Raw genomic sequence first — 23,985 nt, 5'->3', positions numbered from 1 at the left:
CAGCGAGGCGTCCGATCACCGGCGGGTCAGGCGTCGCTGGACTGGGACCAGATGTTGATCCCGGACTCGACCGCGTCCTTGTCGATCGCCTCGAGCTCGTCCGCGCCGAACGTCCGGCCGTGGACGGAGGCCAGGCTGTCCTCGAGCTGGGCGACACTGCTCGCGCCGATCAGGACGGACGTCACGCGTTCGTCGCGCAGCGCCCACGACAGGGCCATCTGCGCGAGCGACTGCCCGCGCGCGGCGGCCAGCTCGTTGAGCCGGCGGATGTGCGCGACGGCCTCGCCGGTGAGCATGTCGGGGCTCAGCGACCGGTCCAGGCTCGCCCGCGAGCCCTCCGGGATGCCGTTCAGGTACTTGTCGGTGAGCATGCCCTGGGCCAGCGGCGAGAACGCGATGCAGCCGACGCCCTCGGTCTCCAGCGTCGCCAGCAGGCCGTCCTCGATCCAGCGGTTGAGCATCGAGTACGAGGGCTGGTGGATGAGCAGCGGCGTGCCCATCTCGCGCAGGAGCGCCGCCGCCTCGGCCGTACGTTCCGGCGAGTACGAGGAGATCCCGGCGTACAGTGCCCGGCCCGACCGCACGGCCTGGTCGAGCGCCCCCATCGTCTCCTCGAGCGGCGTCTCGGGGTCGAAGCGGTGGCTGTAGAAGATGTCGACGTGGTCCAGGCCCATGCGCTTGAGCGACTGGTCGAGGCTGCTGAGCAGGTACTTGCGCGAGCCCCATTCGCCGTACGGGCCGGGCCACATGTCGTAGCCGGCCTTGGTCGAGATGACCAATTCATCCCGGTATGGCGTGAAGTCCTCGCGGAAGATCCGCCCGAAGTTGGTCTCGGCCGAGCCGTACGGCGGCCCGTAGTTGTTGGCGAGGTCGAAGTGCGTGACCCCGAGGTCGAAGGCGCGGCGCAGGATGGCCCGCTGGGTCTCGATCGGCCGGTCGTCTCCGAAGTTGTGCCACAACCCCAGCGAGACCGCCGGAAGCTTCAGCCCGCTGCGCCCGCAGCGGCGGTAAGGGATCTGGTCGTATCTGTCGTCGGCGGCGGCATAGGTCATGGTCACGAGTCTGCCACCACCCCGGACGGCCGCCCCGGCGGCGGGTCCTAGACTGCCGACCATGGGCGCGCGTGACCGGGAGATAATCGTCGATCCGCTGTTGTCACGGTGCGCGACCGCGCTGATCGATCGTGTGAGCGAGCTCGCGGACGAGATGTTCAGGGCGATCACGACCGAGGACGACCTGTACGCGCACATGGGGCCCGAGCGGCGCGCCGACGTCCGCGACTTCAACGAGCGCAACCTGCGCGAACAGCTCACCTGCATGGCCGAGGGGCGTCCGGTCAGCACGGAGATGTCCCGGGTCAACGCGCGCCGCCGCGCCGCGCAGGGCGTGCCGCTCGCGGCGCTGCTGCACGCGTTCCGCATCGGCTACCGGGTCATGTGGCAGGCGCTCCTGACCGAGGCGCGGACCTGGCCGGACGCGTCGGCCGGGGAGATCGCGCAGGCCACCATGACCGTCTGGGCGCTGTTCGACGCCTGCTCGGAGACCGTGAACGAGGTCTACCGCGAGACCCTCCTGGAGATGGCCCGGGTGGACGAGCGCCGGCGGTTCGTCCTGCTGGAGGCGCTGTTCGAGGGCCGGGTGGCCGACTGGAGCATGCTGGGCGGCACCGCCGAGGCGCTGGGCCTGCCGGGCCGCGGCCCGTACGTCAGCGTCGTGGCGGGCCGCGACGAGTCGGGCGCCGTCGAACGCGCGCTGGCCCGCGCGGGCCTGCGTTCGGCGTGGCGGCCGCGCACCGACGACCTCGCCGGGATCGTCGCGGTGCCCGGCGCGACCGACGCCGAACGTGCGTACGTCACGATCGACGAGGCCGTCGACGGGCGGGCCGGGGCCAGCCCGACCTACGAGGCCCTCAGCGACACCGCCGCCGCGCTCCGGCTCGCCACCATCGCCCGGGACTCGCTCCCCCACGACGCCCGCGGCGCCGCCACGCTCGACCGCGACCCCATCTCCTCGCTCGCCGCGGCCGCCGGGCCAGAGCTGACGTCGCGGCTGGTCACCTCCGTTCTCGGCGCGGTGCTCGCGCATCACGACCACAAGGCGCTGATCGAGGCGCTGTCCGCCTGGCTGGAGACCGGCTCGACGAGCGAGGTGGCCACGCGGCTCTACTGCCACCGCAACACCGTCCGCAACCGCCTCGACCGGATCGAGCAGCTGACGGGCCGTTCGCTGACCGTCCCGACCGACACGGCCACGCTCTACGCCGCCGTACGCGCGTACCGCCTGCCCAAGAAGGCCTGACCGCGCCGGCGCCGCGCTGCCGCCTCGGCGCCGCCCCAACCAGCCTGGCCTGCGGGCGGTGAGCACCGCACCGGCACATTGCACAAAACAACGCCGGCAACGTTGCCGCGAATGCGGACAGACAAGAGCGCCCGGCCGCTTCATGATTTCGGGCAGATCGCCATCGCATGAGGTGCGACCCACCCCCCACCCCGAGGAGTGCCCATGCAGAGAAAACGACGTCTCGCCCTGCTGCCCGCCGCCGCCCTGCTCGGCCTCGCCGCCCTGACGGCGGTGCCGGGCACGTCCTCCGCGGCCACGTCCGCCGCCGCCGTTCCGTCCGCCGCCGTCGCCGGCCAGATCCCCTCGGTCGGCAAGAACTGGGGCTCGCCCGGCCCCTACGAGGTGCAGGTCGACATCGAGGTCGTCCACACGTTCTACTACCCGAAGGCCATGGGCCAGAACGGTGAGAAGCACCCCATCATCATCTGGGGCAACGGCACCGGCGCCGTGCCCGGCATCTACAGCTCGCTGCTGCGGCACTGGGCGAGCCACGGTTTCATCGTCGCCGCCGCCAACACCCCGACGTCCAACTTCGCGATCTCCATGCGCGAGGGCATCAACGTGCTCGAACGCCGGAACGCCGACCCGGGGAGCGTCTTCCACGGCAAGGTCGACGTCGCCAGCGTCGGGTCCGCCGGGCACTCCCAGGGCGGTGCCGCGGCCATCAACGCCGCCACCGACCCGCGCGTCGACACCGCGGTCCCCATCCAGCCCGGCCCGCTCGCCGACGCCGACAACGAGGACGAGCCGACGTTCTACCTGGCCGGCCAGAACGACCTGATCGTCTGGCCCGCGCTGGTGAAGGCGTTCTACAACGACTCCGACCACCTGCCCGCCGTCTACGGCGAACTGCGCGGCGCCGGGCACCTGACCACCGTCGGCGGCGCCGGCGGCTTCCGCGCCCCGACGACCGCCTGGTTGCGGTTCTGGCTGATGGGCGACGAGAACGCGCGCGGCGAGTTCTTCGGGCCCGGCTGCGGCTACTGCTCCAACACGACCCTGTGGTCCGGCTGGCAGCGCAACGCCAAGGCCCTCCAGATCCCCGGCGCCTGACCCACCTCCGGACTCCCGTCCAACAGCCACCACCGGACTCCCGCCCAGCGGGCCCCTCCACGGATCCCCTCCACTGCGAGCCGCCCCCGCACCACCCCTCCGGTGCCGGGGCGGCTCGCGCGTCACCGGAGAGGCGGTCACACGTCAGCCGAGCGTCACTAGGTGGAGCGATCACACGTTCAACCGAGCGTCACCGGTAGAGCGGTCTCGTCCCAGCCGAGCGTCACCGGTAGAGCCGTCTCGCCTCACCCGAGCGTCACCGGTAGAGCCGTCACACGTCAGCCGAGCGTCACCGGGAGGGCGGTCACCCGCCAGGTCCCCGGATCGGGGGCGCGCAGCTTCTCCGGATCGGCTCCGGCGGCCAACGCCAGTCCGGGGAACCGGCTGAGGAGCCCGGCGAGCGCGACCTGCGTCTGGACGCGGGCGAGCGACGCGCCGAGGCAGAAGTGCGGCCCGTGCCCGAAGCCGAGATGGGCCGGCGTCCCGCTGGAACGGGTGACGTCCAGGCGTTCCGGATCGTCGAAGACGCGCGGGTCGCGGTTGGCGGCGGCGACCGACACCGTCACCGCCTCGCCCTTGCGGATCCGCGTACCGGCGATCTCGGCGTCCTCCCTCGCGTACCGCGGAACGGTCAGCAGCGTCGACCCGGTCCAGCGCGTGAGCTCCTCGACGGCGCGCGGCATGAGCCCGGCGTCGGCGCGCAGGGCGGCGAGCTGGCCGGGCCGGGAGAGCAACGTGAGAACGACGTTGGCGATGAGATTGGTCGGCGTCTGGCCCGCCATGACCAGGTGCCACACCAGCGTGACCATCTCGGCGTCGCTGAGCCGGTCGCCGTCCTCGGCCTGGGCGTCGATGAGGTCGGCCAGCAGGTCGTCGGCCGGTTCCTCGCGGCGGCGCGTGATCGCGGCCTTGGCCCCCGCCATGATCCCCGGGATGGCCGCCGCGAACTCCGGTCCCGCGCCCGCCGCGACGGTCGCCCCGTACTCGCGCCACCTCGTGCGGTCGGCGTCGGGGATGCCGACCAGCTCGCAGATCACGTCCATGGGCAGCGGCTTGGCGAACGCGGGCAGCAGGTCGGCCACCCGGTCTTCGGCGCCCTCCTCGACCTCGTCCAGCAGCCGCCCGACGATGACCTCGATCCGAGGGCGGAACTCCTCGGCGCGGCGCGGGTTGAACGCCGGTGACACCAGCTTGCGCAGCCGCGCGTGCTCCGTCCCGTTCATCTCCGACATGGTCCGCATGTAGGGCAGGCAGTCGTCGGGCACGTCGGGCCGCATATAGCTGCTCTCGTTGATCTCGAACCGCGGGTCGCCGAGCATCGCCCGCGCGTCCTCGTACCGCGCGACCACCCACCACGGCGTGACCCCCGGCATCAGGAGCCGCGCGAGCGGCGCCCGTTCCCGCGCACGCCCGTACGCGGTGAAGGGATCGCGGACCACCTCGCCGTCGGTGAGGTCGATCTCTGGCGGGTCGATCGGGCCGGTCATGGCACCTCCGGGAGAGTTCAGATGTTCACATCATATGATCTCATCATCTGAGTTGGGGACGTTATCTTTGACCTCGGCATCCGGCAACCCGGGCGCCGGGGGCGAGGGAGGACGATGGCGCGGCTGACACGGGCCGAGACCCAGGAGCGCAACCGCGCGAAGGTGCTGGTCGCCGCCCGGGACGAGTTCGCCGAACGCGGCTTCCGCGACGCCAAGATCGACAACATTGCCGACCGCGCCGGCCTGACCCGGGGCGCCGTCTACTCCAACTTCCCCGGCAAACGAGCCCTCTACTTCGCCGTCCTCGCCGCCCTGGCCGAGACCATCCCTCCCAAGCACCCGGCCGGCGACACACCACCCGACCACAACGCCACCGACCCATGGGCCCGGCCCGAACACGACTCCGCGCCCTCCACCCGGCACGCGGTCGCCCCCGTCCCGCCCGCTGCGAACGAGCAAGGCACCACCAAGCTCGGCCAGCCGCAGAGCGCCGCATCCCACGCCCAGCAAGGCACCGCATCGCCCGGCCATCCGGAAGGCGCCGCGCCTCCCGCCCAGCACGAACGCGGCGCCGTCGGCTCCGCTCGGCACGCGGGCGGCCCCGCCAGGCTCGAGCATGACGCAAACGCCACTGTTCGGGAGGGGCGTGACGCTCGTGAGGCTTTGGCGGCGTTCGCTCGTGCTTGGGTGGCCGGGCTTCCGCTCAGCGCGGCCGACGACGGCGCCGGGCTCGGCATCGACCTGATGCCCGAGATCGCCGCCGAGGAACGGCTGCGGCTCCCGTTCGCCCAGCTCATGAAGCTGAACGCGCTCCTGCTGGGAACGGCGCTCGAACACCTCGCGCGGTCCCCGGAACGCCGGGTCAAGATCGCCGAGACCGTCCTGACCACCCTGCAGGGCGTGAGCCAGCTGGCGGCCGCGGCGCCCGGTTTCGTCGATCCGTTCGACATCGTCCACGCCTGCGCCCGGCTGGCCGATCTCGACCTGACCGGCGGCTGGCCACCACCCCACACGCCGTACATCGCCCCGGCCCGGCCCGTCGACGAGCCGTGGTCCGCCCCCTCCGCCGTGGACGCCGTACGGGGCGAGCCCGCCCGCCTCACCGGCGTCGTGGCCGTCCTCGGGTTGCACCGGCTGGAGGCCGCCGAGGAGGCCCTGCGCGCAGCGCCGCCGGAGGCCGAGGTCACCGCGGTACTGGTCACCGGCGACCCCGACGAGGAAGGTCCGCTGGCCCGCCTGGCCGTCGCCGGCGTCCTCAACTGCCTCCGCGAGGCCTTCCCTCCCGCCGCCTGGCCGCGCCTGCGGATCGTGCACGACGAGAAGGGCGCCGTCGCGGCGGCAGCCGGCGTCCCCGCGGTCAGCGACGCCACCGAGGCGGCGCTCCGCGTCGAGTCCGGCCGGGTGATCGCGCGGGCCGACGGACGCGGTGCCTGCCACGCCGCCGCCTCGTTCGCGGATATCCGCAGGTCACCCCGCCTCCACGGCTGATCCACGCGGCGGCGACAATGGGGTATGGCCCCGTGGGTGCTCCATGTCGACCTCGACCAGTTCGTCGCGGCGGTCGAGATCCTGCGGCGCCCGGAGCTGCGCGGCCTCCCGGTCGTCGTCGGCGGTGACGGCGACCCCACCGCCAGGCGCGCGGTGGTCAGCACCGCCTCGTACGAGGCCCGCGCCCATGGCGTCCACTCCGGCCTGCCGCTCCGCACCGCGGCCCGGCGCTGTCCCGAGGCGGTCTTCCTACCGGTGGACGCGCCCGCCTACGAGGCCGCCTCGGAACGGGTGATGGCGGCGCTGCGCACGTTCGACGCCGTGGTCGAGGTCTGGGGGTGGGACGAGGCGTTCCTCGCGGTCGACACCGGCGACCCGGAGGGCGTGGCGCGCGAGATCCAGCGTCGCGTGCGCGCCGCCACCGACCTCGAATGCACCGTCGGGATCGGGGAGAACAAGCTCCAGGCCAAGCTGGCCGCCGGCTACGGCAAGCCCGCCGGGGTCTTCCGGCTGACGGGCGCGACGTGGTTCGAGGTGCTCGGCGACCGTCCGGTCGACGCGCTGTGGGGCATCGGCGGCAAGACCGCCAAGCGCCTGGCAGCCCTGGACATCACCACCGTTCGCGGGCTGGCCGCCGCCGACCCGGCGGCCCTGGCCGCGGCGTTCGGGCCGGCGATCGGCCCCCGCCTCGTCCAGGTCGGCCGCGGCGAGGACGACTCCCCCGTGGTCGGCGAGCCGTACGTGCCCCGCTCGCGCGGCCGCGAGACGACGTTCCCGACCGATCTGGACGACTGGGAGGACGTCCGGCGCGAGGTCGCCCGGCTGGCCCGCGAACTCGCCGCCGAGGTGGCCGCCGAGGGCCGCGTCACCCAGCGCGTCGCGGTCAAGGTCCGCTTCGTCCCGTTCAACACCTACACCCGCCAGCGCAAGCTCCCGGCGCCCACCACCGACGCCGCGGAGATCGAACGTGCCGCGCTCGAGGCCCTCGACCGTTTCGACAAGCGCCGTCCCGTGCGGCTGCTGGGCGTCCGGACCGAGTTCGTCCTCGCCCCAGAACCAGACTGATCCACCCGGCGCGCAGGCCGAAGAGCGCGCCGGCCCATGTACGCGAGGAAGGCGATCCCGGCCACGAGATAGCAGTCGGCGACCAGCGTCGTCAGCCCCTGGAAGCCGTACCAGAACAGCCCGAGCACGATCACACACCCCCACCACCCTCACCATCGAGGTTCTCAACGACGGCCCCGTGACCACCCCCGGCAAGGGCTACGGCATCCCCGGCATGCGCGAACGCACGACCCTCCTCAACGGCGAATTCACCGCCGGACCTCTCCCCCAAGGCGGCTTCCAGGTCTCCGCGAGGCTCCCCCTGTGACCCGCGTCCTCATCGCCGACACCCCCGACGTCGTCGTCATGGACATCCGCATGCCGGACCTCAACGGCATAGAGGCGACCCGCCAGATAACAACCTTCGCCGCGATCCGCACCGTAGCCGCCGGCGGCGCCCTCATCGCCCCCAGCATCACCCGCCGCCTGATAGCCGACTTCACCCGCACTCCCCGCCGCGCTCACCCCCGCCCGCTCCCCACCATCACCACCCGCGAACGCGAGGTCCTCACCCTCGTAGGCCAGGGCCTCTCCAACGCCGAAATAGCCGTCCACCTCACCATCAGCCCCGCCACCGCCAAGGCCCACATCTCGCGCCTCTTCACCAAACTCAACGCCCGCGACCGCGTCCACCTGGTGATCATCGCCTACGAATCCGGCCTCGTGGCACCCCCCTCTTGACCCGTCATGCACACTGAGACCGTGGTCAAGACTCTGCACCCCAAGAGCTACAACGAGGTGTACTACGTCGGGCACTTCTTCCGCCAGGGCATCCCGGTCATCATGGACCTCACCGCCCTCACCGACACCGAAGCCCTCCCCCTGGTCGACTTCGCCGCCGGCCTCATAGTCGGCCGAGGCGGCGCCATGGAACGAGTAACCCCCAAAGTCTTCCTCCTCACCCCCTCCATCCAGCCCGCCCTCCCCTGAGCCGCCACCCCGGTCAGCCATCGCATCTCCCTTGCCACATTCGGCCATCAACTGTCCCGCAAGGCACATCCGTCCCTTGATGCGCCGTTGCTTCTGCCAGAACGTGTTGCTCGTTTACAACTCTTGTTGACAGTCCGGAACCTCGTGCCGAAGGCTTCACGTCTGAGGGAAGGCGGGCCTGCAACCGGGCCCATGAACTCAGACGTCAGGTCGGGCCGCCCTCGCCGTCCTGGCAGGGAAGGGACAGCTCTCCTCATGCCCCTTGAACCCCGATTCCGTCGGGTCGCCGCTTTGCATCGCCGATTCGTGGACCGGGAGCCGATCCTGGCGGCGTTCGCGCACGAACTGGAGCAGACCGGCGGCGCACCTCACGTCTTCAACGTGGTGGGTGTCGGAGGCATCGGGAAATCCAGGCTCCTCCGAGAACTCAAGGATCGTTGCCACAAGACTCATCGCACGGCGGTCATCGACCTCCAGGTACCTGCCATGCGCCAGCAGGAGGACGCCCTGGCGGTGATCCGCGTCGAACTCGGCCGCCAAGGCGTGAAGTTCGATCGGTTCGACATCGCCTACGCAGTCCTCTGGCAGCGGTTGCATCCGCACCTGCGGCTTTCCAGGTCGGACCTGCCGTTCGTATCCGAGAGCGAGGCACTCACACAGATCCTCGACAGCACCTCGGGTGTCCCTGTCTTCGGTACGGGGGTCGGGCTTGTCCGGCTCGTCGAGAAAGCGGCCACCGGCGTACGGCGGAGGCGTCAGATCAAGGTCGACGACACGTTGCGTGGCCTGGACGACCTCACCAACGCCGAGCTTGCGGACGCGGTCACCTACCTGTTCGCCGAAGACCTTCGTGCCGCCAGCGACGACCAGGCCTACGCGATCTTTGTCGACGCGTACGAGGCTCTCGTGCCCAGCCAAGCCCGCTCTGGCCGGGCGGCGGCTCCCGATGTCTGGCTCCGCGATCTGATCGCTCAGCTCGATCGCGGGCTGGTCGTCGTCGGCAGCCGCGAACCGCTCGGCTGGGAAACCCATGATCCAGGGTGGGCCGAAGCGGTCCGGGTCTGTCGAATGGACGGCCTTCCCATGCACGCTCGGCTCGAGCTTCTCGCCGAGTGCGGGATCACGAACGTTCCTGAACGTCAGGCGATCGCGATCGCCAGCCAGGGCCTGCCGTTCTACCTGCACCTCGCCGTGGACACCCAGACCACCGCCCGTCGGAGCACCACGGTCGTCTCGTCCGAGGAGATCCTCCAGCGCTTTCTGCAGCATGTGGGCTCCGACGAGATCAGGACCCTTGAGCTCCTCAGCATCGCCCGCGTCTTCGACTTCGAGATCTTCCAAACGCTCGCCGATGCATTTGACCTTCCCCGGCACCGGATGGCCTGGGAGTCATTGACCGCGTATTCGTTCGTCTATCCCGCGGGTGCGCACGGCCGCCGACTCCATCAGCTGATGCGAGCCGCACTCCACCAACGGCTCTCTCAGGCGACAATTCACGACGTTCAGATCCTCCTGCAGAAGGTCTGGGACGCCCGCGCCGAACAGAAGCAGTCCACCGAGGACGGCATCGCCACGAGTGCGCGCGCAGTACGTGAAGCAGCGTTCTGCGGGCTCTACGCAGGCACGCTCGACGGGGACGATCTCCTGGCGTACGCCGACCGGGCGCTGGCCTACGGCGGCAAACAGGCCGTGGACGGCCTACTCCAAGACCTCCAGGGTTATCTCGACGCCCATCCCGACCAAGACGACCTCGTATCAACGGCTCAATGTCTGGAAGCGGAGTCGGCGCTCGTGCTCGGTGACGCCGCCACCGCGATCAGCCTGACCCCGGAGGTCGGCCAGAACCTCACCGAAACCGTGGGAGCACGACTCGCGATCGCCGGTGCCCATGGGCGCCGCATCGGCGGCCGGACCACCGACGCACTTCACATCTTCAACGCCGTGTGGAACACCCATCACGGTCCCGTCCGGCACCGCGCCGGCTTCTGCGTCGCAGACCTGGACATGTGGCAGGGCCGATTCCGAGACGCCTTCTCCACGACCGAACGTCTACTCACCGAAGCCCCGGAGAGCGACTTCCTGCTACGCGGCGACATCGTCCGGCTTCAACATCTCGGTCACCGCTTCGCCCTCGATTTCGACGCCGCCCAGGAGACACTGGAGCTGGCGTCACTGCTCTACGAGCGCGCGGGAACGATCGTCGAGCCCGCGAATATCGCCACCAACCGCGCCGAGCTCCTGGCCTGGACGGATCCCACCCGCGCGCTCGACGCAGCCGCGCACGCCATCGAGGTGCAGACCGAACTCAGCGCGCAGCACGAGTTGGGCAAGGCCTATACCGCGCTGGCCATCGCGCAGACCCGGCTCAGCCTCCACGACCAAGCCGCCCTTTCCTTCCGTGCGGCGGCACACGCGCTGGAACGCGCCCGGTATCGATCGGGCCGTGCGCGTGCTGAACTCTTCCGTTCGTTCCTCCACGCCCGTATGGGTGATATCCCCAGCGCCAAAGCCTCGGCACGATGGGCGGTCACAGAGTTGGTCGCCGCCGAGGTGTACCCCACACTGATCGTGATGGCCCAGCAACTACTCAACGCGATCAGCGCCACCGACGATCAGATCACCGCGGCAAGCCACCGCGCCATCCAACAGATACAGCCCATGAGCTCACTTGCCGAGCTCCAGCGACGAGGCGAGACCTTGGTAAAGGCCCTGCTGGAGGCAGAATGACATGGCTGGAGCTGTACGAGCAGGCGCGCACGCACCGCGAGACCGCCGCTGGTTACTACAACGACAACATCCGCATCGGCGAGGTCATCGTCCGCATCCCGATCCACGGTGCCGACATCATGGACCTGCGGCTGTGGCGTGAAGAAGACGTGCTCACCGCCATCGCCCCCTACGTCGAGCACGCCCCTCGCCTGCACTTCACTTCCGCAGAGCCACCGTTCCAGATCCACGGCTTCATCCCCGGCGATGTCCTCAACGACATCGCCCCACGCGGCGTACCTATCCCCGCCCACGTCCCGGGCGACGTCGTGGACCTCTTCGTCCAGCTCACCCAGGTACCTCGCGCGAAGCTCCCCGCCACCCCCGAAGATTGGCCCGCCGACGGTGACAGCACCGGTTTCGGTGAACGGCTCACCACTCTCACCCAATGGGTGTACGACACCTACCGCGACGATTACGCCGACCTCTACGCCGCCTTCGGCGTCCCCACCGACCCTCTGGCGGTCCTCACCGAAGTCTGGCCACGCCTCACTGCCCGCCCTTCCGTCTGCGTGCACGCGGACGTCCACCGCAAGAACATGATCGTCCAGGACGGCACCAGCGCCTTCCTGGACTGGGAACTGGCCCTTTGGGGCGACCCCGTCTACGACCTGGCCGTGCACTTCCACAAGATGGAGTACCTCCCGCCGGAACGCGACGCCGTTCTCACCCGCTGGCTCGCCGCGATGCCCGTCGAGCACACCGCCGGGTGGGAGCACGACCTAGACGCCTACCTCGCCCACGAGCGCATCAAGTCAGCGATCGTCGACACCGTCCGCTACTCGCAGACCTTCGCCAACGGTGGCCCCTACCCCTACCCACCTGACCAAATGGTCGTCATGATGGCCGCCAAGCTCAACCGAGCCCGCAAACCCTGGGGTCTAGAGCCCAACATCCATCCCAAAACAGTGAAGACCGCCTTCGAAACCCGGTCCACCACCCCTCGTTCACAGCTCTAGCGGAGACCCGTGCCTGCGTTCCTCTGCTGGGTAGGCGGTCCTGCCCAAACGCTGAGTCGCTTCTACGGACGGGGTGTCGAGCGTTGGAGGCGAATCTCGAACCAGGTGATTCGGCCTCCGTCTTCGACGTAGGTGCCCCAGTCGTCGGAGACGGCCTCAACCAGGCGCATGCCGCGTCCGCTCTCCTCTGAGGTTGTTGCGTCATACACGTGTGGCTCTGTCTCGGAGCCGCCGTCGTCGGTGACGTACGCGCGTACGCGACGTTCATCAGCGTCGAGGATCAGGGCGATGTGGCCGCCGTGTCCGGAGTCGCTGTGGCGGAGCGAATTGGTCATCAGCTCGCACCCAGCCAGTTCGACGTCATCGGCCACTGGATGTCGCGGTCCGAGCAGGCTCCTGAACCAGCGCCGCGCCACCGGCACAGACTCGGCCTTGCCGTGAAGGCAGATCGTGGCCACCAGACTCGGCACCTGGGGCTGGCAATCGCCTGTCATGCGCACCTCATTCACGTGAGGCGACCAAGGTCGGCCGCGGGGAGCTTCACCATCGGACTGGCGATCAACGCAATCCGCTGATGACCGAGGGCGACTTCGAGCACACTGTCAGCATGTGCGTGATCGTTCACTCACGCAATGTGTTTAGAGAAATTTCTCGTCAGCAACATGGGGAGACCGTCATGACCGAACGCCGCCCTACCCCGACCGTGCGGCGTCGCCAGCTCGGCACTGAGCTGCGACAGCTCCGGGAAGGTGCTGGACTGACCGGCGACGAGGCCACCGAACGGCTTGGTTGGTACGGCGCGAAGGTTTCCCGCATCGAGAACGGCCGTATCTCGGTCCCCTGGTCGGACGTGTCCGACCTCCTGGATCTCTATGGCGTTGAGGACAGGGCGACGCGCGAGGCCTTGATCAGACTGGCCAAGGAGGCTCGGCAGAAGGACTGGTGGCAGCCGTACAGCGACCTTCTCAGCAAGGAGGCCCGCACTTACATCGGGCTCGAAGCGGCAGCTGAATCACTCCACATCTATCAACCGTGTGCCGTCCCAGGTCTCTTGCAGTCTCCTGACTACGCCCGGGCAATCATCACTCGCGCCGGCCCCCTCGTCCTTTCGGAGACCGAGGTAGAACGCCGGATCAAGCTCCGCCAAGAACGGCAGGCAACACTCTCCAGGGAGGGCGGCCTTGAGCTCTGGGCGGTCCTCGATGAAGCCGCGCTCCGCCGGGAGATCGGTGGACCCGTCACGATGGGCGACCAGATGCGCCACCTCGTGCAGGCCGGTTGCCGTCGAGAGATCACGATCCAGGTGGTCCCGTTCAAGGCCGGACCACACGCATCGATGGATGGCGGGCTCGGGATCTTCACCTTCGCCGAGCCGGGCGAGAATGTCGCTTTCGTTGGCACGGCGGCAGGCACGCTCTTCCTCGGGAGGCAGGCAGATGTGCGTGCAGCTAGCCTGGCTTTCGAACACCTGCGTGCAGTGGCACTCGGCCCGGCCGCCTCACTCGACCTCGTCGAGGCTGCTGCCCGCGAGTACGAGCAGGCGACAGAGAGGCAGCGATGAGCCCGGATTTCAGCGGGGCCCAGTGGATAAGGAGCAGCCGCAGCCAGCAGGCCACCGACCAATGTGTTGAAGTCGCGTTCATCCCTGGACTCGTGGGCATTCGCGACAGCAAGGACTCTCTCGGCCCCCGACTCGTCATCACCAACGACAAGTGGAGAGCTCTTCTTCAAGCCATCAAAGCGTGAGTGCGGCGCAGCCCCTGGTAGGGCGTACGTAGTGCACGACTAGAGATGGCAACTCCCTGTGGGCTGTGACAGCGGAGCCGTACGGTTGGAGGATGGCTGATCTTTCCCCCGGGGTCTTCGAGACGGTCGTGACGGCTGCGTTGGACCGGCAGTTGCAAGCGGTCGACGGTGACCTTGTGCATCGGGACGGGCTTGAATCGGTGGATGCCGAGGAGGTGCTCGTCCGGCATGTGGCGGAGTTGACTCGGCGGGCTCTGCGGGTCGCTGCGGAGCGTGCTGAGAAGGGCAAAGCCCTTGCCCGGCAGGTCGACACGGCCAACGAGATCGGGAATGCGATCTCAGCCGTGGTCGCTGAGGCCGCCAGTGCCGACGACTTGCTGGCTAACACGCACGACGTGTTGCTGGGGGTGGCGCCCGGAAAGCTGCCTGATGGGACGGTCCGATTCCCCGTACGGCCCGACATTCCCCTGTCGTCCAGCGCGCTCCTGGTGAACGGTCGTGAGCAGCCGCAGATCGGGCGTGAGGTGGTCAAAGAGCTCGCCTCTGCCGATCGCGTCGATCTGCTCTGCGCGTTCGTCAAGTGGCATGGCCTGCGGCTCATCGAAGACGCCTTGCGTGAGTTCATTGAACGTGGCGGCGAGCTGCGAATCATCACCACGACGTATATGGGAGCGACCGAACTCAGGGCGGTCGAGCGGCTTGCGGAGATGGGGGCCAAGGTTGCCATCTCGTACGACACTCGGCGGACGCGTCTTCACGCCAAAGCGTGGCTATTCCACCGGCACTCGGGCCTGGATACGGCCTACGTCGGGTCTTCCAACCTGTCACGGGCCGCGATGCTGGACGGGGTCGAGTGGAACGTACGGCTGGCGCGAGCAGAACAGCCACACCTCATCGACACGTTCGCCGCGACGTTTGAGGAATACTGGAACGATCCGTCGTTCGAGCAATACGTGGCTGCGCGCGATCGTGAACGACTGGGCAAGGCGCTCGCAGTCGAGCACAACGGGTTCGCGTTGCCGCTTCAGATCGCCAACATTGATGTCTCGCCCTACCCGTACCAGCAAGAGATCTTGGACGAGTTGGAGGTTGCTCGTGAGCTGCGGAAGCACTCGCGCAACCTCGTGGTGATGGCAACAGGCACCGGCAAGACGATCGTCGCGGCCCTGGACTACAAACGACTCCGAGAACAGCAGGCCGTCGACTCCCTGCTCTTTGTAGCGCATCGAAAGGAGATCCTCACTCAGAGCCTGAGCACGTTCCGTACGGTGCTCAAGGACGGCAGTTTCGGGGAACTCCTCGTCGACGGGATACGCCCACGGGATTGGAAACATGTCTTCGCTTCCGTCCAGTCGCTGAGCCAACTACCGAACCTGGAAGCGGATCGGTTCAGCATGATCGTGGTGGACGAGTTCCACCATGCGGCTGCCGCTTCGTACGCCAAGCTGCTCAATCGCGTCACGCCCACGGTGTTGCTCGGTCTGACGGCAACCCCAGAACGCACGGATGGCGAGGACATCCTGCACTGGTTCGGCGGGAAGCCGGACGTTGAGTTGCGACTCTGGGAGGCACTCGAACGCGGGCTCTTGGTTCCATTCCACTACTTCGGCCTGCACGATGACGTCAACCTGACGCAGATCAGGTGGCGCCGTGGCGCGTACGACAGTGAGCAACTGACCAGCCTCTACACCGGCCTGCACAACCGCGTGGACATGATCGTGCGCGCTCTGCTGGAGAAGCTGGGTGATGTCTCGGCTATGAAGGCCGTCGGTTTCTGCGTCAGCATCGAGCACGCCGAGTTCATGGCGGACAGGTTCAACCACAAGGGCATCCCGGCGCGGGCGGTGACCTCAGCGATGGCCATGGAGGGCCGAGAGGCCGCGCTGCGCGACCTCAGGGACGGGTCCATCAAGGTCGTCTTCACGGTGGACCTCTTCAACGAAGGCGTGGACGTCCCCGATATCGACACGGTGTTGTTCCTTCGGCCGACCGAGAGCGCCACCGTTTTCCTCCAACAACTTGGCCGCGGGCTGCGGCTGACCAAGGACAAGCCCGTCCTCACAGTGCTCGACTTCGTCGGGCATCAAAACAAGGACTTCCGCTTCGACAAGCGCTTCACGGCGTTGACCGGGATTCCCCGAGGCCGGCTTGCGGACGAGGTCAAGGCGGGCTTCCCGACTCTGCCGGCAGGATGCTCGATCGATCTCGATCGTGAAGTCAGCCATATCGTCCTGAACAACATCAAGCAATCGCTCGGCTTCCGTCGCGCCGAAGCGGTAGCCGAAGTACGTGCGCTCGGCGACGTGAGCCTGTCCACGTTCCTGGAGGAAACCGGCCGTGAGTTGGAGGACCTGTACCAGGGCGACCGCGGTGGCTGGGCCCGGCTGCGCCGCGAAGCCGGCTACGACCTCCGCCCTGTCTCCGATGAGGAGGACGACAAGAAGCTCGGCCGTGCGATCGGACGGCTGCTTCACGTCGATGACCTGGAACGGTTGGACTTTCTCCGCGAGGTGCTCGGCGCCGAACGTCCACCGACACGGGACTCTGCCGATCTGCGCCGGACGCGGTTGCTGGCGATGCTGCACTCTTCACTCGACAGCGGCAGACCGTTGAGCGTGCTCGAGGAGAATCTCGCGAGGCTCTGGCGCAACCATGCGCGCCGCGACGAACTTCTTGCGATCACGGAGGTCTTGCGTGGTCGGATCCATCGACTCAATCCCAAGGTGGCGGAGGTCGAGCACCTGCCGCTGCACCTCCACGCCCGATACAGCAAGGACGAGTTGCTGGCGGTCTTTGGCGTCGACAAGCCTCGGTCCTGGGTGCAGGGGATCCGCTGGGTGAAGCAGGAACAAGCAGACCTGTTCTTGGTGACCATGAACAAGACTGCAAAAGGCTTCAAGCCCTCAACGATGTACAACGACCGTGCGATTTCGCCGACGCTCTTTCAGTGGGAGTCACAGAGCGACACTCGCGAGGCTTCTCGCGACGGCCAGCGCTACATCCATCATGTGGAGCGCGGCTCAACGGTGCACCTCTTCATCCGCGAGACCAAGGTCGGTGCGCCCCCCTACCTGTATGCGGGACCGATGACCTATCGCGATCATGAAAGCGAACGGCCGATGCGTATCCGATGGGACCTGTCACACCCGCTACCAGCCGACGTTTTCCACTACGCAAAGGTCAACACTGGTTGATTCCTGCGGCAGCGGCGAGTATTTCTTGCGAAGTCGAGCGTCGGAAGGGTGCAGTGCCTCCGACCCTGTTGATCTCGTTCACGCCACGCTGCTCTATCGGTAACTCGCTGCCGCCGCGGTGGCTGCTCTGCAAGCATCCCCTTGGGAGGAATGGGGGATCTGATGACGATTTACATCCGTATGACCGGCGAGAGTGCGGAAGACGAGCTCCGATCGCTGCACGACTGGCTTCTGGATGAGCCAGACGTACGTCGAAATGCCGAAGTAACGCTACGTTCCAGCACGGCAAGGCCCGGCGAGATGGGCGGTGTGCTCGATGCCATCCAGGTCGTCATTGACGATGGGGTCGCCCTGTCCGGCCTGGTGATCTCGTACCTGACGTGGCGTGGAACGCGGAGCAAAAAGAACACGGTCACCATCGAGCGTGGCGACACCAAGGTCACGCTCACGGACACGACCGCCGAGACAGCTGAGAGCATCGTCAAAGCGCTGGAGTCCGAGACGCCGTGAGTCTGCCTGAGGGGCAGGGATCACGCGCCGTGCTCATTGGCACGGGCGCCTACGACGTCATGCCACAACTGCCGGCTGTGTACAACAACCTGCTGGCACTGAAAGAAGCACTGTGTCTGCCAGCGGTCTGGGGGCTTCCCCCTCAGCACTGCCAGGTCGTTCAGGATCCTCGAACGCAACGGGAGATGATCGATCCGGTCCGGCAAGCCGCCGAGGAGGCGCGCAAGGTCCTACTCGTCTACTTCGCAGGCCATGGCGTGCGAGCCCTTGGGGGTGAGCTCTTTCTCGGCTTGCCCGAAACCGTTGAGGAACCAAGCAGCAGCTTCTACACAGCCGTGCCCTACGAGTACCTCCGGAACGTGCTGCGCGGCAGCCGGGCCCAGTACAGGATCGTCATCCTGGACTGCTGCTTTAGCGGCCAGGCGATCGGCACCATGGGCGGGAGCGACGTCGCGTCTCAGACGGAGATCGAGGGCACGTTCATCATGGCCTCGGCCCCGCCCAATAGCCGTTCACTCGCTCCAGAAGGTGCGAGGTTCACCTCGTTCAGCCACGAACTCATCGAGATCCTGCAACACGGCATCGCCGACGCCGACCGTCTGCTCTCGCTCGACACCGTGGTCAACCACATCAAGGGAGAGATGCGGGCCAAGGCCCTGCCGTTGCCGTGGTCGCAGGATCGTAATGATGCGGGGAGGCTGACTCTCTTCCGGAACCGCGCCTTCGCCACCTCTTCCGCACCTCCCGGGTACGGGGAGATCCCGGGGATCGGAGAGGGCGAACTTTTCGCCAATCGCCGGGCGCTTCACGACGCACGAGTCCACCGACCGCTCCAGGCCGGAATCTGCGGCACCCACCATGCAGGGGGCGCCGAATCCATCGTGGTCTCCGGTGGTTATCCAGACGACGAAGACTACGGTGACGTCATCATCTACACAGGCCACGGTGGTCAGGACCCCAATACGCACCGCCAGGTCAAGGACCAGGAGCCGGCCGATCCTGGCAACGCGGCTCTCCTGGCGAGTATCACCACCCGCAACCCCGTCCGGGTCATCCGCGGCGAGGGCGGCGACCCCAGGCATTCCCCCGAGGCCGGCTTTAGCTACGACGGGCTTTACACAGTGGAGGAGTACTGGACCGCGGTTGGCGTTGACGGCTACAAGGTCATTCGGTTCCGGCTCGAGAAGCTGAACGAGAAGACGCCCCCTGTCGTCCCCACCGACGTACTCGACGACCGTCCCGGGATCGACATCTATCGATGGGAACGCGTCGCGAGGGGGATCTATCTCGACCGGCGGATTGCCGACAAGGTCAAACAGGCGCACGACTATGAGTGCCAGGTCTGTGGGCTAGCGCTGCAAACGCCGGCGGGTCATCGCTTCGCGGAGATCGTTCATCCCAAGAGCTTGGCGGTCCCCCACCGAGGGCCGGACGTGCCGGAGAACATCCTCTGCGTGTGCCCCACCCACCGTGTGCAGCTCGAACTCGGCACCATCACGATCGATGACCAGCTGCGCATCATCAACGAGGTCACCGGGCTGCCTGACGGGGAGCTGCGTACGTCCAGCAAGCATCGTGTGGGCAGGGAGTATCTCCGTTATCACCGCGACCTGTACCACCAGGCCATCTCCTCGGACGCCCTCGAGCGCTGATCACCAACTGTGGAACCTGGGCTCTTGTTGACTGGGTGCCAATAAGGGCGGGAGGATGGTTGGGAGGCCCCCTGGGAGGTTGGTGTGGAGCTGGCGCTTCGGGAGCGGGAGACGTTGCGGGAGCTGGCGGCGGAGCCGTTGGTGGGGTTGGGGGCCGGGCGGGCGCTTCTCATGCAGCTCGCGCATCCGAAGGTGGCCCAGGGGGTGGCGGAGCACAGTGACTTCGCGGGGCGGCCGCTGGCGAGGTTGTTCGGGACGTTGGACTTCCTGCTGATCGTCACGTTCGGGACGGAGGAGGAGGTCGAACGGTTCTCGCGGCGGATCCGGGGGCTGCATCGGGGGTTGAAGGGCGAGGGCTACACGGGCGCGGATCCTGAGCTGCAGATGTGGGTCAACGCGACGCTCATCGATTCGGCTCTGTATGTGTATGAGCGGGTCATGCGGCCGGATGAGGATGAGGTCAACATCGCGGCCGAGTACTACCGGCAGGCTCGGATCGTCGGCGAGGTGCTGGATGTTCCGGAAGGGATGCAGCCCGCGGATCTGGAGGGGTTCCGGGCGTACGTGGATCGTATGGTCGAGGAGCTCGTGGTGACGGAGCAGGCTCGGGAGGTCGCTCGGGCGGTGCTCTGGCCGAAGAGGTTGCGGTGGCTGGGGCCGGGGCTGGCGATCTTCCGGTTGCTGACGGCCGCGATGTTGCCGGCGAGTTTGCGGGAGCAGTTCGGGCTGCCGTGGAGTCACGGCAGGCAGCGGGTCGCCGATCTCTTTCTGAGGACGGGGACGGATCTTTATCACGTGACGCCGCGGTGGTTGCGGCGGCCGCCGGAGCGGTTCCTGGTGTGGCTGGCCAAGCGGCGGGTGAACGCGACGATGCGGCATCGGAGGCGTTGATGCTGGGCGTTCACGTTGATCTGCCGTGGGCGTACGCGGTGGGGGCCGGGATCGCGCTGGCTGCGGCCCATCAGCTTCGGGGTGAGGTCGTGGGCGACGCGGTCGTCGGGCGGGCGGCGAGGGGGGTTGGCGCCAAGGCCGGGCGGCATTTTGTGCTGGCGATGGCCTTTGGTGTTTTCGTTTTCGTGCCCATGAGTTTGTGGGTGGCGTATCGGTTTCCTGAGTGGGCGACGATGCAGCGAGCGGATGAGGTCGATCTGGTGCGGGTGGGGGCGGCTGAGCTCGGGTTGATCGCTGCGGGGTTCGTGGTGACGCGGTGGCTGGTGGTGGGCGGACGGATGCGGTGGGCGGCGGTGCAGCCGATCACGGCGAGCCTGGCCATGGCCGTTCTGATGATCCATGGGTGGGACGGGGACGGGTGGCGGCGGATGTTGTCGACGGGGCGAACTGATTACGAGACGTTCCCGCAGGGGGTGGAGGCGGTCGCGGCGCAGGTGGTCGGGTTCGTGGGGTCGGAGTTGGGGGTGACGCTGATGGTGAGCGGGGCCGTGACGGTGGGGGCGCTGGGCGTTGTCATGGGGGTGCTGCACCAGTTCGGGCTGACGGACGCGGGGGCCGACGGGCCGGGGCTGATCCGGGCAGGGATCATCGGCGGGATCACGGTGGGCGGCGTGATGGCGGTGGGCGGGGTCATAAGCCTGCTGACGTGGGGTGTCGGATGGGTCGGGGCGATCGGGATGGTGCCGCTGTTGTGGCTGGCCGTGGCGGCGAAGGGTTCGTACGCGAGCCTGGTCGTGAACGATCTGGGGCTGCCGGGCGAACGGGAGGAGTGACCTTCGTACCGCCACGCGCCGCCGACCTTCGGACGCTCTGAGCACGCGCTTGGTCGACTTCCGGACGCGCTCCGCGGAGACCTTTTGCGTCATATGCAGGGCGGCGGTCCGCGCGATGACGCGATCCTGCTGCTGATCGAACGGGACCGGAAGCCTGCCCGCGAGCCCGGTGGCACTGGAGACACCAGCGACGACGTGCCGGTCCCGGGTCGGCTGGGCAGGGAAAGGCCGGCCGCACCGGTGGACGCCGGAGCGGCGCGGCGTCTGGGCGAACGGTTCGGGCGGCGGCGCAGGACGCGGCATACCGCGGCGCTCTGACCAGAGCTTTCGTCCTCGACCTGGAGAGGCGGCTGGGTCTAACCTGACCAACAGCCCGAGCCGCCCCGAAGCGAAGGATTCGTGATGAACAAGAGCGAACTGATCGAGGCAGTTGCGGCTCGTGCGGGGAGCGACTCCGCCGCGGCCCGCCGGCACGTGGACGCGCTGTTCGAGACCATCATGGCGAACGTGGCGTCCGGCGACCGGATCCTGGTGACGGGATTCGGCACGTTCGACAGCTTCGAACGTCCGGCCCGCCAGGCGCGCAACCCGCGCACGGGGCTGCCGATCGCGGTCGCGGCCGCTCAGGTGCCGCGGTTCCGGATCGGCCAGACCTTCAAGAACCGGGTCGCGAACGGGGGCGCGGCGGCGATCGTGGTCGAGGAGATCGCACCGGCGGTGGCCGAGGAGCCGGTGGCGAACGGGCGGAAGGCCAAGAAGGGCGGCGGCGGCAAGGCCAAGAAGGCCGAGACCCCCAAGAAGGTCGAGGCCGCCAAGCAGGCCGACGCACCCAAGCAGGCCGACGCGCCCAAGAAGGTCGAGGCGGCCAAGAAGCCGAAGAAGGCCAAGGTCACCGAGGCCAAGAAGGCACCCGCCAAGAAGGGCAAGGGCGGCGGCGCCAAGGGCGGCAAGGGCAAGAAGGCCGCCAAGGTCTAGCTCTTCTTTCTCGGCGGCCTGCGGTGAAGTCTGCCTCGAGCAGGGCGGCCCGCCAGCAGCGACGCGGACGGGGTCGTGGGCGTGGACCTTCCACACTCGGCCCGTTCTCCACGTTCGGCGAACGCCCGCTGCTGGCGGCGGATCAAGCTCGGCAGGTCGACCGCATCCAGGCCGAACGGCTCATGCTCGACGCGGCCGTGCGTTCCGTGGTGGACGCGGCTCAGCGGACCGTCGCGCTCGATCACCGCGCCCACCGGCGGCAGCTCGCGGACGGCGCGGACCGGGGTGTCGTACGCGGCGAGCAGGTCGTCGTCCGGAGTGTTCATGCGAGGCCCCTCTCGAGGCCGGTGACCAGAGCTTCGAGGGCGTTCTCGTACGCGTGCTCGGGCGGCGTCGTGTAGCCGACGACCACGCCGAGCGGCGCGTCTTCGGGACGATGGTAGAACGTGGCGAGCCCTTCGACCGTGACGCCCATCCGGGTGGCGTGCGCCAGCAGCCGCGACTGGGTGACATCGGCGCCCGGGAACTCCAGCACGGCGTGGAGGCCGGCCGCGATGCCCGACAGGCGAACGTCCGGGAGGCGCCGGGCGACCTCCTCGCCGAGCCGGTCGCGGCGGCGCCGGTAGCGGATGCGGCAGCGGCGGAGGTGCCGGTCGAGCTCGCCGGACGCGATGAGGCGGGCGAGGACGAGCTGGTCGATGACGCTGACGTGCCCGTCGTCCCAGCGCATGGTGTCGCGGATCGCCGGAACGAGCCCGGCCGGGACGGCGAGCCACGCGATGCGCAGGCCGGGCGCGATGGTCTTGCTGACCGTCCCGGCGTACACGACCTGGTCGGGCGCCATGCCCTGGAGGGCCCCGACCGGCTGCCGGTCATAGCGGAACTCGCCGTCGTAGTCGTCCTCGATCACCAGGCCGCCCGTACGGCAGGCCCAGTCGACGAGCCGCGTCCGCCGGTCGGGACTGAGCGTGACGCCGAGCGGATACTGGTGGGCAGGGGTCACGACGACACCGGACGCGGGGCCGTCCTCGAGCGCGCCGACCACCAGCCCGCCGCCGTCCACAGGGATGTACCGGACGGCCAGGCCCGTCTCCTCGGCCAGCGGCGGGTACTCGGGCAGGAAGGGCTCCTCGAACGCGATCACCGGATCGGCGGCGTGCCGTGCCAGCGTCCGGCTCAGCAACTGGAGGGCATGGCCGTACCCCGCGCACACGATGATCTGGTCGGCGGTGGTGACCACTCCCCTGGCCCGTCCGAGGTAACCGGCGAGCTCCGCGCGCAACTCGACGCTGCCGGCGGAGTCCCCGTACCCGAACGCGGCGTTCGGGGCGGTCTGCAGGACATGCCGGGTGGCGGCCAGCCATTCACGACGCGGGAAGGTGGCCAGGTCAGGCATCCCCGGCCGCATGTCCACCCCCGCAACAGCCGGATCACCCGGCACCCCAGCCCGACCGACCCCGCCCGTCGATGAACCGCCAGGCAGGTCGGGGGCGCCTGCCCGTGCGGGGCCGGCCGCACGTTCGGGCGCGTTCACCTGCGCGGTGTCCTCGGGTGTCGCCGGGGCACCGGGTGTCGCGGAGTGCCCGGCGCTTGCGGGACCGGTGGCGGGGCGGCGGAGGGCAGTGGCCGGGGTGGGGCGGGCGGCCACCTGAATGCCGGAACGGGGGTAGGAGCGCAGGTAGCCCTCGGCCACCAGCTGGTCGTACGCCTGGGTGACCGTGCCGCGGGCGATGCCCAGTTCTCGGGCGAGGGCGCGTGAGGAGGGGAGCTTGGTGCCGGGCGACAGGCGGCCCTGACGTACGGCGTCGCGCAGTGCCTCTTCCAGTCCGGCGCGGACGCCACGTCGCCGGTCCAGTTCGGGCAGGTGCAGGTCCAGACCTGATCTGGACCACTCACGTGCCATGGTTCTGGACTATAACGGCGGGCCAGATCCTTCGTACGTTCGCCGCATGAGGCACATCGCAGCCGCAATCGGCCAGACCATCCACCACCGGCCCGCCGCCCAGACCGACCGGCGTCGCCGCCAACGCCGCCGCGCCCGCAAGATGAAGCCCCGC

General features: G+C 68.4%; 22 protein-coding genes. 17 read left to right on the top strand and 5 right to left on the bottom strand.

Features of this window, described 5'->3' with window-relative positions:
• Positions 1–26: 26 nt before the first annotated feature.
• Entirely contained in the window at positions 27–1,052 is a 1,026-nt protein-coding gene (gene mgrA, locus ABZ810_RS02430) for an L-glyceraldehyde 3-phosphate reductase (protein WP_358398173.1), read from the bottom strand.
• 61 nt (positions 1,053–1,113) lie between these two features.
• Between mgrA and ABZ810_RS02425 the strand changes: the two genes are divergently transcribed.
• Positions 1,114–2,298, top strand: coding sequence for a helix-turn-helix domain-containing protein (locus ABZ810_RS02425; protein WP_358398170.1), 1,185 nt, complete (start codon positions 1,114–1,116; stop codon positions 2,296–2,298).
• Positions 2,299–2,502: 204 nt separating this feature from the next.
• Positions 2,503–3,393 carry an acetylxylan esterase gene (locus ABZ810_RS02420; RefSeq protein WP_358398168.1) on the top strand — a complete coding sequence of 297 codons (891 nt, stop codon included), beginning with the start codon at positions 2,503–2,505 and terminating at the stop codon, positions 3,391–3,393.
• Positions 3,394–3,671: 278 nt separating this feature from the next.
• Here the strand turns inward: ABZ810_RS02420 and ABZ810_RS02415 are convergent, their stop codons facing one another.
• Entirely contained in the window at positions 3,672–4,880 is a 1,209-nt protein-coding gene (locus ABZ810_RS02415) for a cytochrome P450 (protein ID WP_358398165.1), read from the bottom strand.
• A gap of 114 nt (positions 4,881–4,994) precedes the next feature.
• On the opposite strand from ABZ810_RS02415, the gene ABZ810_RS02410 reads away from it, so the two are divergent.
• The 7 genes from ABZ810_RS02410 to ABZ810_RS02380 all read left to right on the top strand — a co-directional run bounded on the left by ABZ810_RS02410 (position 4,995) and on the right by ABZ810_RS02380 (position 12,127).
• Positions 4,995–6,368, top strand: a complete 1,374-nt coding sequence (locus ABZ810_RS02410; protein WP_358398163.1) for a helix-turn-helix domain-containing protein — start codon at positions 4,995–4,997, stop codon at positions 6,366–6,368.
• Between the two features lie 36 nt (positions 6,369–6,404).
• Entirely contained in the window at positions 6,405–7,433 is a 1,029-nt protein-coding gene (locus tag ABZ810_RS02405) for a DNA polymerase IV (RefSeq protein WP_358398160.1), read from the top strand.
• Between the two features lie 178 nt (positions 7,434–7,611).
• On the top strand, positions 7,612–7,740 hold the full coding sequence (locus tag ABZ810_RS02400; RefSeq protein WP_358398159.1) for a hypothetical protein: 129 nt from the start codon (positions 7,612–7,614) through the stop codon (positions 7,738–7,740).
• Entirely contained in the window at positions 7,737–8,153 is a 417-nt protein-coding gene (locus ABZ810_RS02395; RefSeq protein ID WP_358398157.1) for a response regulator transcription factor, read from the top strand. The genes ABZ810_RS02400 and ABZ810_RS02395 overlap by 4 nt, the downstream gene beginning before the upstream one ends.
• A gap of 21 nt (positions 8,154–8,174) precedes the next feature.
• Positions 8,175–8,402, top strand: coding sequence for a cell division protein SepF (locus ABZ810_RS02390; protein WP_358398155.1), 228 nt, complete (start codon positions 8,175–8,177; stop codon positions 8,400–8,402).
• A 306-nt stretch (positions 8,403–8,708) separates the two neighbouring features.
• Complete coding sequence (locus ABZ810_RS02385) at positions 8,709–11,129, top strand: hypothetical protein (RefSeq protein ID WP_358398153.1); 2,421 nt, start codon at positions 8,709–8,711, stop codon at positions 11,127–11,129.
• The gene (locus tag ABZ810_RS02380; protein WP_358398150.1) at positions 11,126–12,127 is read left to right on the top strand and encodes an aminoglycoside phosphotransferase family protein; all 1,002 of its coding nucleotides are present in this window, start codon (positions 11,126–11,128) and stop codon (positions 12,125–12,127) included. The genes ABZ810_RS02385 and ABZ810_RS02380 overlap by 4 nt, the downstream gene beginning before the upstream one ends.
• Positions 12,128–12,189: 62 nt before the next feature.
• Here the strand turns inward: ABZ810_RS02380 and ABZ810_RS02375 are convergent, their stop codons facing one another.
• On the bottom strand, positions 12,190–12,636 hold the full coding sequence (locus ABZ810_RS02375) for an ATP-binding protein (protein WP_358398149.1): 447 nt from the start codon (positions 12,634–12,636) through the stop codon (positions 12,190–12,192).
• Positions 12,637–12,701: 65 nt separating this feature from the next.
• On the opposite strand from ABZ810_RS02375, the gene ABZ810_RS02370 reads away from it, so the two are divergent.
• From ABZ810_RS02370 to ABZ810_RS02335, 8 genes are all read left to right on the top strand, one after another.
• Positions 12,702–13,688 (top strand): helix-turn-helix transcriptional regulator, encoded by a 987-nt coding sequence (locus ABZ810_RS02370; protein WP_358398147.1) that lies wholly within the window; start codon positions 12,702–12,704, stop codon positions 13,686–13,688.
• The gene (locus ABZ810_RS02365; RefSeq protein ID WP_358398144.1) at positions 13,685–13,873 is read left to right on the top strand and encodes a DUF397 domain-containing protein; all 189 of its coding nucleotides are present in this window, start codon (positions 13,685–13,687) and stop codon (positions 13,871–13,873) included. Before ABZ810_RS02370 ends, ABZ810_RS02365 begins: the two co-directional genes overlap by 4 nt.
• 92 nt (positions 13,874–13,965) lie before the next feature.
• A complete protein-coding gene (locus ABZ810_RS02360; RefSeq protein WP_358398142.1) occupies positions 13,966–17,067 on the top strand; it encodes a DUF3427 domain-containing protein in 3,102 nt (1,033 codons plus the stop codon).
• Positions 17,068–17,229: 162 nt separating this feature from the next.
• Positions 17,230–17,577 carry a hypothetical protein gene (locus ABZ810_RS02355; RefSeq protein ID WP_358398140.1) on the top strand — a complete coding sequence of 116 codons (348 nt, stop codon included), beginning with the start codon at positions 17,230–17,232 and terminating at the stop codon, positions 17,575–17,577.
• Between the two features lie 29 nt (positions 17,578–17,606).
• Positions 17,607–19,229, top strand: coding sequence for a YDG/SRA domain-containing protein (locus ABZ810_RS02350; protein ID WP_358398137.1), 1,623 nt, complete (start codon positions 17,607–17,609; stop codon positions 19,227–19,229).
• A gap of 84 nt (positions 19,230–19,313) precedes the next feature.
• Entirely contained in the window at positions 19,314–20,120 is an 807-nt protein-coding gene (locus ABZ810_RS02345) for an oxygenase MpaB family protein (protein ID WP_358398135.1), read from the top strand.
• Entirely contained in the window at positions 20,120–20,953 is an 834-nt protein-coding gene (locus ABZ810_RS02340) for a hypothetical protein (RefSeq protein ID WP_358398133.1), read from the top strand. Before ABZ810_RS02345 ends, ABZ810_RS02340 begins: the two co-directional genes overlap by 1 nt.
• Before the next feature lie 402 nt (positions 20,954–21,355).
• On the top strand, positions 21,356–21,928 hold the full coding sequence (locus tag ABZ810_RS02335) for an HU family DNA-binding protein (RefSeq protein ID WP_358398131.1): 573 nt from the start codon (positions 21,356–21,358) through the stop codon (positions 21,926–21,928).
• Here ABZ810_RS02335 and ABZ810_RS02330 read toward each other — a convergent pair.
• Together ABZ810_RS02330 and ABZ810_RS02325 are read right to left on the bottom strand one after the other, a co-directional pair.
• Positions 21,925–22,254 (bottom strand): hypothetical protein, encoded by a 330-nt coding sequence (locus ABZ810_RS02330; protein WP_358398129.1) that lies wholly within the window; start codon positions 22,252–22,254, stop codon positions 21,925–21,927. The genes ABZ810_RS02335 and ABZ810_RS02330 overlap by 4 nt on opposite strands.
• Entirely contained in the window at positions 22,251–23,831 is a 1,581-nt protein-coding gene (locus ABZ810_RS02325) for a PLP-dependent aminotransferase family protein (protein WP_358398126.1), read from the bottom strand. Before ABZ810_RS02325 ends, ABZ810_RS02330 begins: the two co-directional genes overlap by 4 nt.
• Between the last annotated feature and the right edge of the window lie 154 nt (positions 23,832–23,985).

This window comes from Spirillospora sp. NPDC047279 (assembly GCF_040643285.1).
Taxonomy (GTDB): domain Bacteria; phylum Actinomycetota; class Actinomycetes; order Streptosporangiales; family Streptosporangiaceae; genus Spirillospora.
The sequence above is the reverse complement of the archived record's forward strand: the minus strand, read 5'-3'. Positions and strand labels throughout refer to the sequence as shown.

Excerpts from the sequence above, each read along its gene's own strand:
- mgrA (WP_358398173.1), bottom strand. The coding sequence starts at position 1,052 with ATGACCTATGCCGCCGCCGACGACAGATACGACCAGATCCCTTACCGC.
- ABZ810_RS02425 (WP_358398170.1), top strand. The coding sequence starts at position 1,114 with ATGGGCGCGCGTGACCGGGAGATAATCGTCGATCCGCTGTTGTCACGG.
- ABZ810_RS02420 (WP_358398168.1), top strand. The coding sequence starts at position 2,503 with ATGCAGAGAAAACGACGTCTCGCCCTGCTGCCCGCCGCCGCCCTGCTC.
- ABZ810_RS02415 (WP_358398165.1), bottom strand. The coding sequence starts at position 4,880 with ATGACCGGCCCGATCGACCCGCCAGAGATCGACCTCACCGACGGCGAG.
- ABZ810_RS02410 (WP_358398163.1), top strand. The coding sequence starts at position 4,995 with ATGGCGCGGCTGACACGGGCCGAGACCCAGGAGCGCAACCGCGCGAAG.
- ABZ810_RS02380 (WP_358398150.1), top strand. The coding sequence starts at position 11,126 with ATGACATGGCTGGAGCTGTACGAGCAGGCGCGCACGCACCGCGAGACC.
- ABZ810_RS02370 (WP_358398147.1), top strand. The coding sequence starts at position 12,702 with ATGACCGAGGGCGACTTCGAGCACACTGTCAGCATGTGCGTGATCGTT.
- ABZ810_RS02365 (WP_358398144.1), top strand. The coding sequence starts at position 13,685 with ATGAGCCCGGATTTCAGCGGGGCCCAGTGGATAAGGAGCAGCCGCAGC.
- ABZ810_RS02360 (WP_358398142.1), top strand. The coding sequence starts at position 13,966 with ATGGCTGATCTTTCCCCCGGGGTCTTCGAGACGGTCGTGACGGCTGCG.
- ABZ810_RS02355 (WP_358398140.1), top strand. The coding sequence starts at position 17,230 with ATGACGATTTACATCCGTATGACCGGCGAGAGTGCGGAAGACGAGCTC.
- ABZ810_RS02340 (WP_358398133.1), top strand. The coding sequence starts at position 20,120 with ATGCTGGGCGTTCACGTTGATCTGCCGTGGGCGTACGCGGTGGGGGCC.
- ABZ810_RS02335 (WP_358398131.1), top strand. The coding sequence starts at position 21,356 with ATGAACAAGAGCGAACTGATCGAGGCAGTTGCGGCTCGTGCGGGGAGC.
- ABZ810_RS02330 (WP_358398129.1), bottom strand. The coding sequence starts at position 22,254 with ATGAACACTCCGGACGACGACCTGCTCGCCGCGTACGACACCCCGGTC.
- ABZ810_RS02325 (WP_358398126.1), bottom strand. The coding sequence starts at position 23,831 with ATGGCACGTGAGTGGTCCAGATCAGGTCTGGACCTGCACCTGCCCGAA.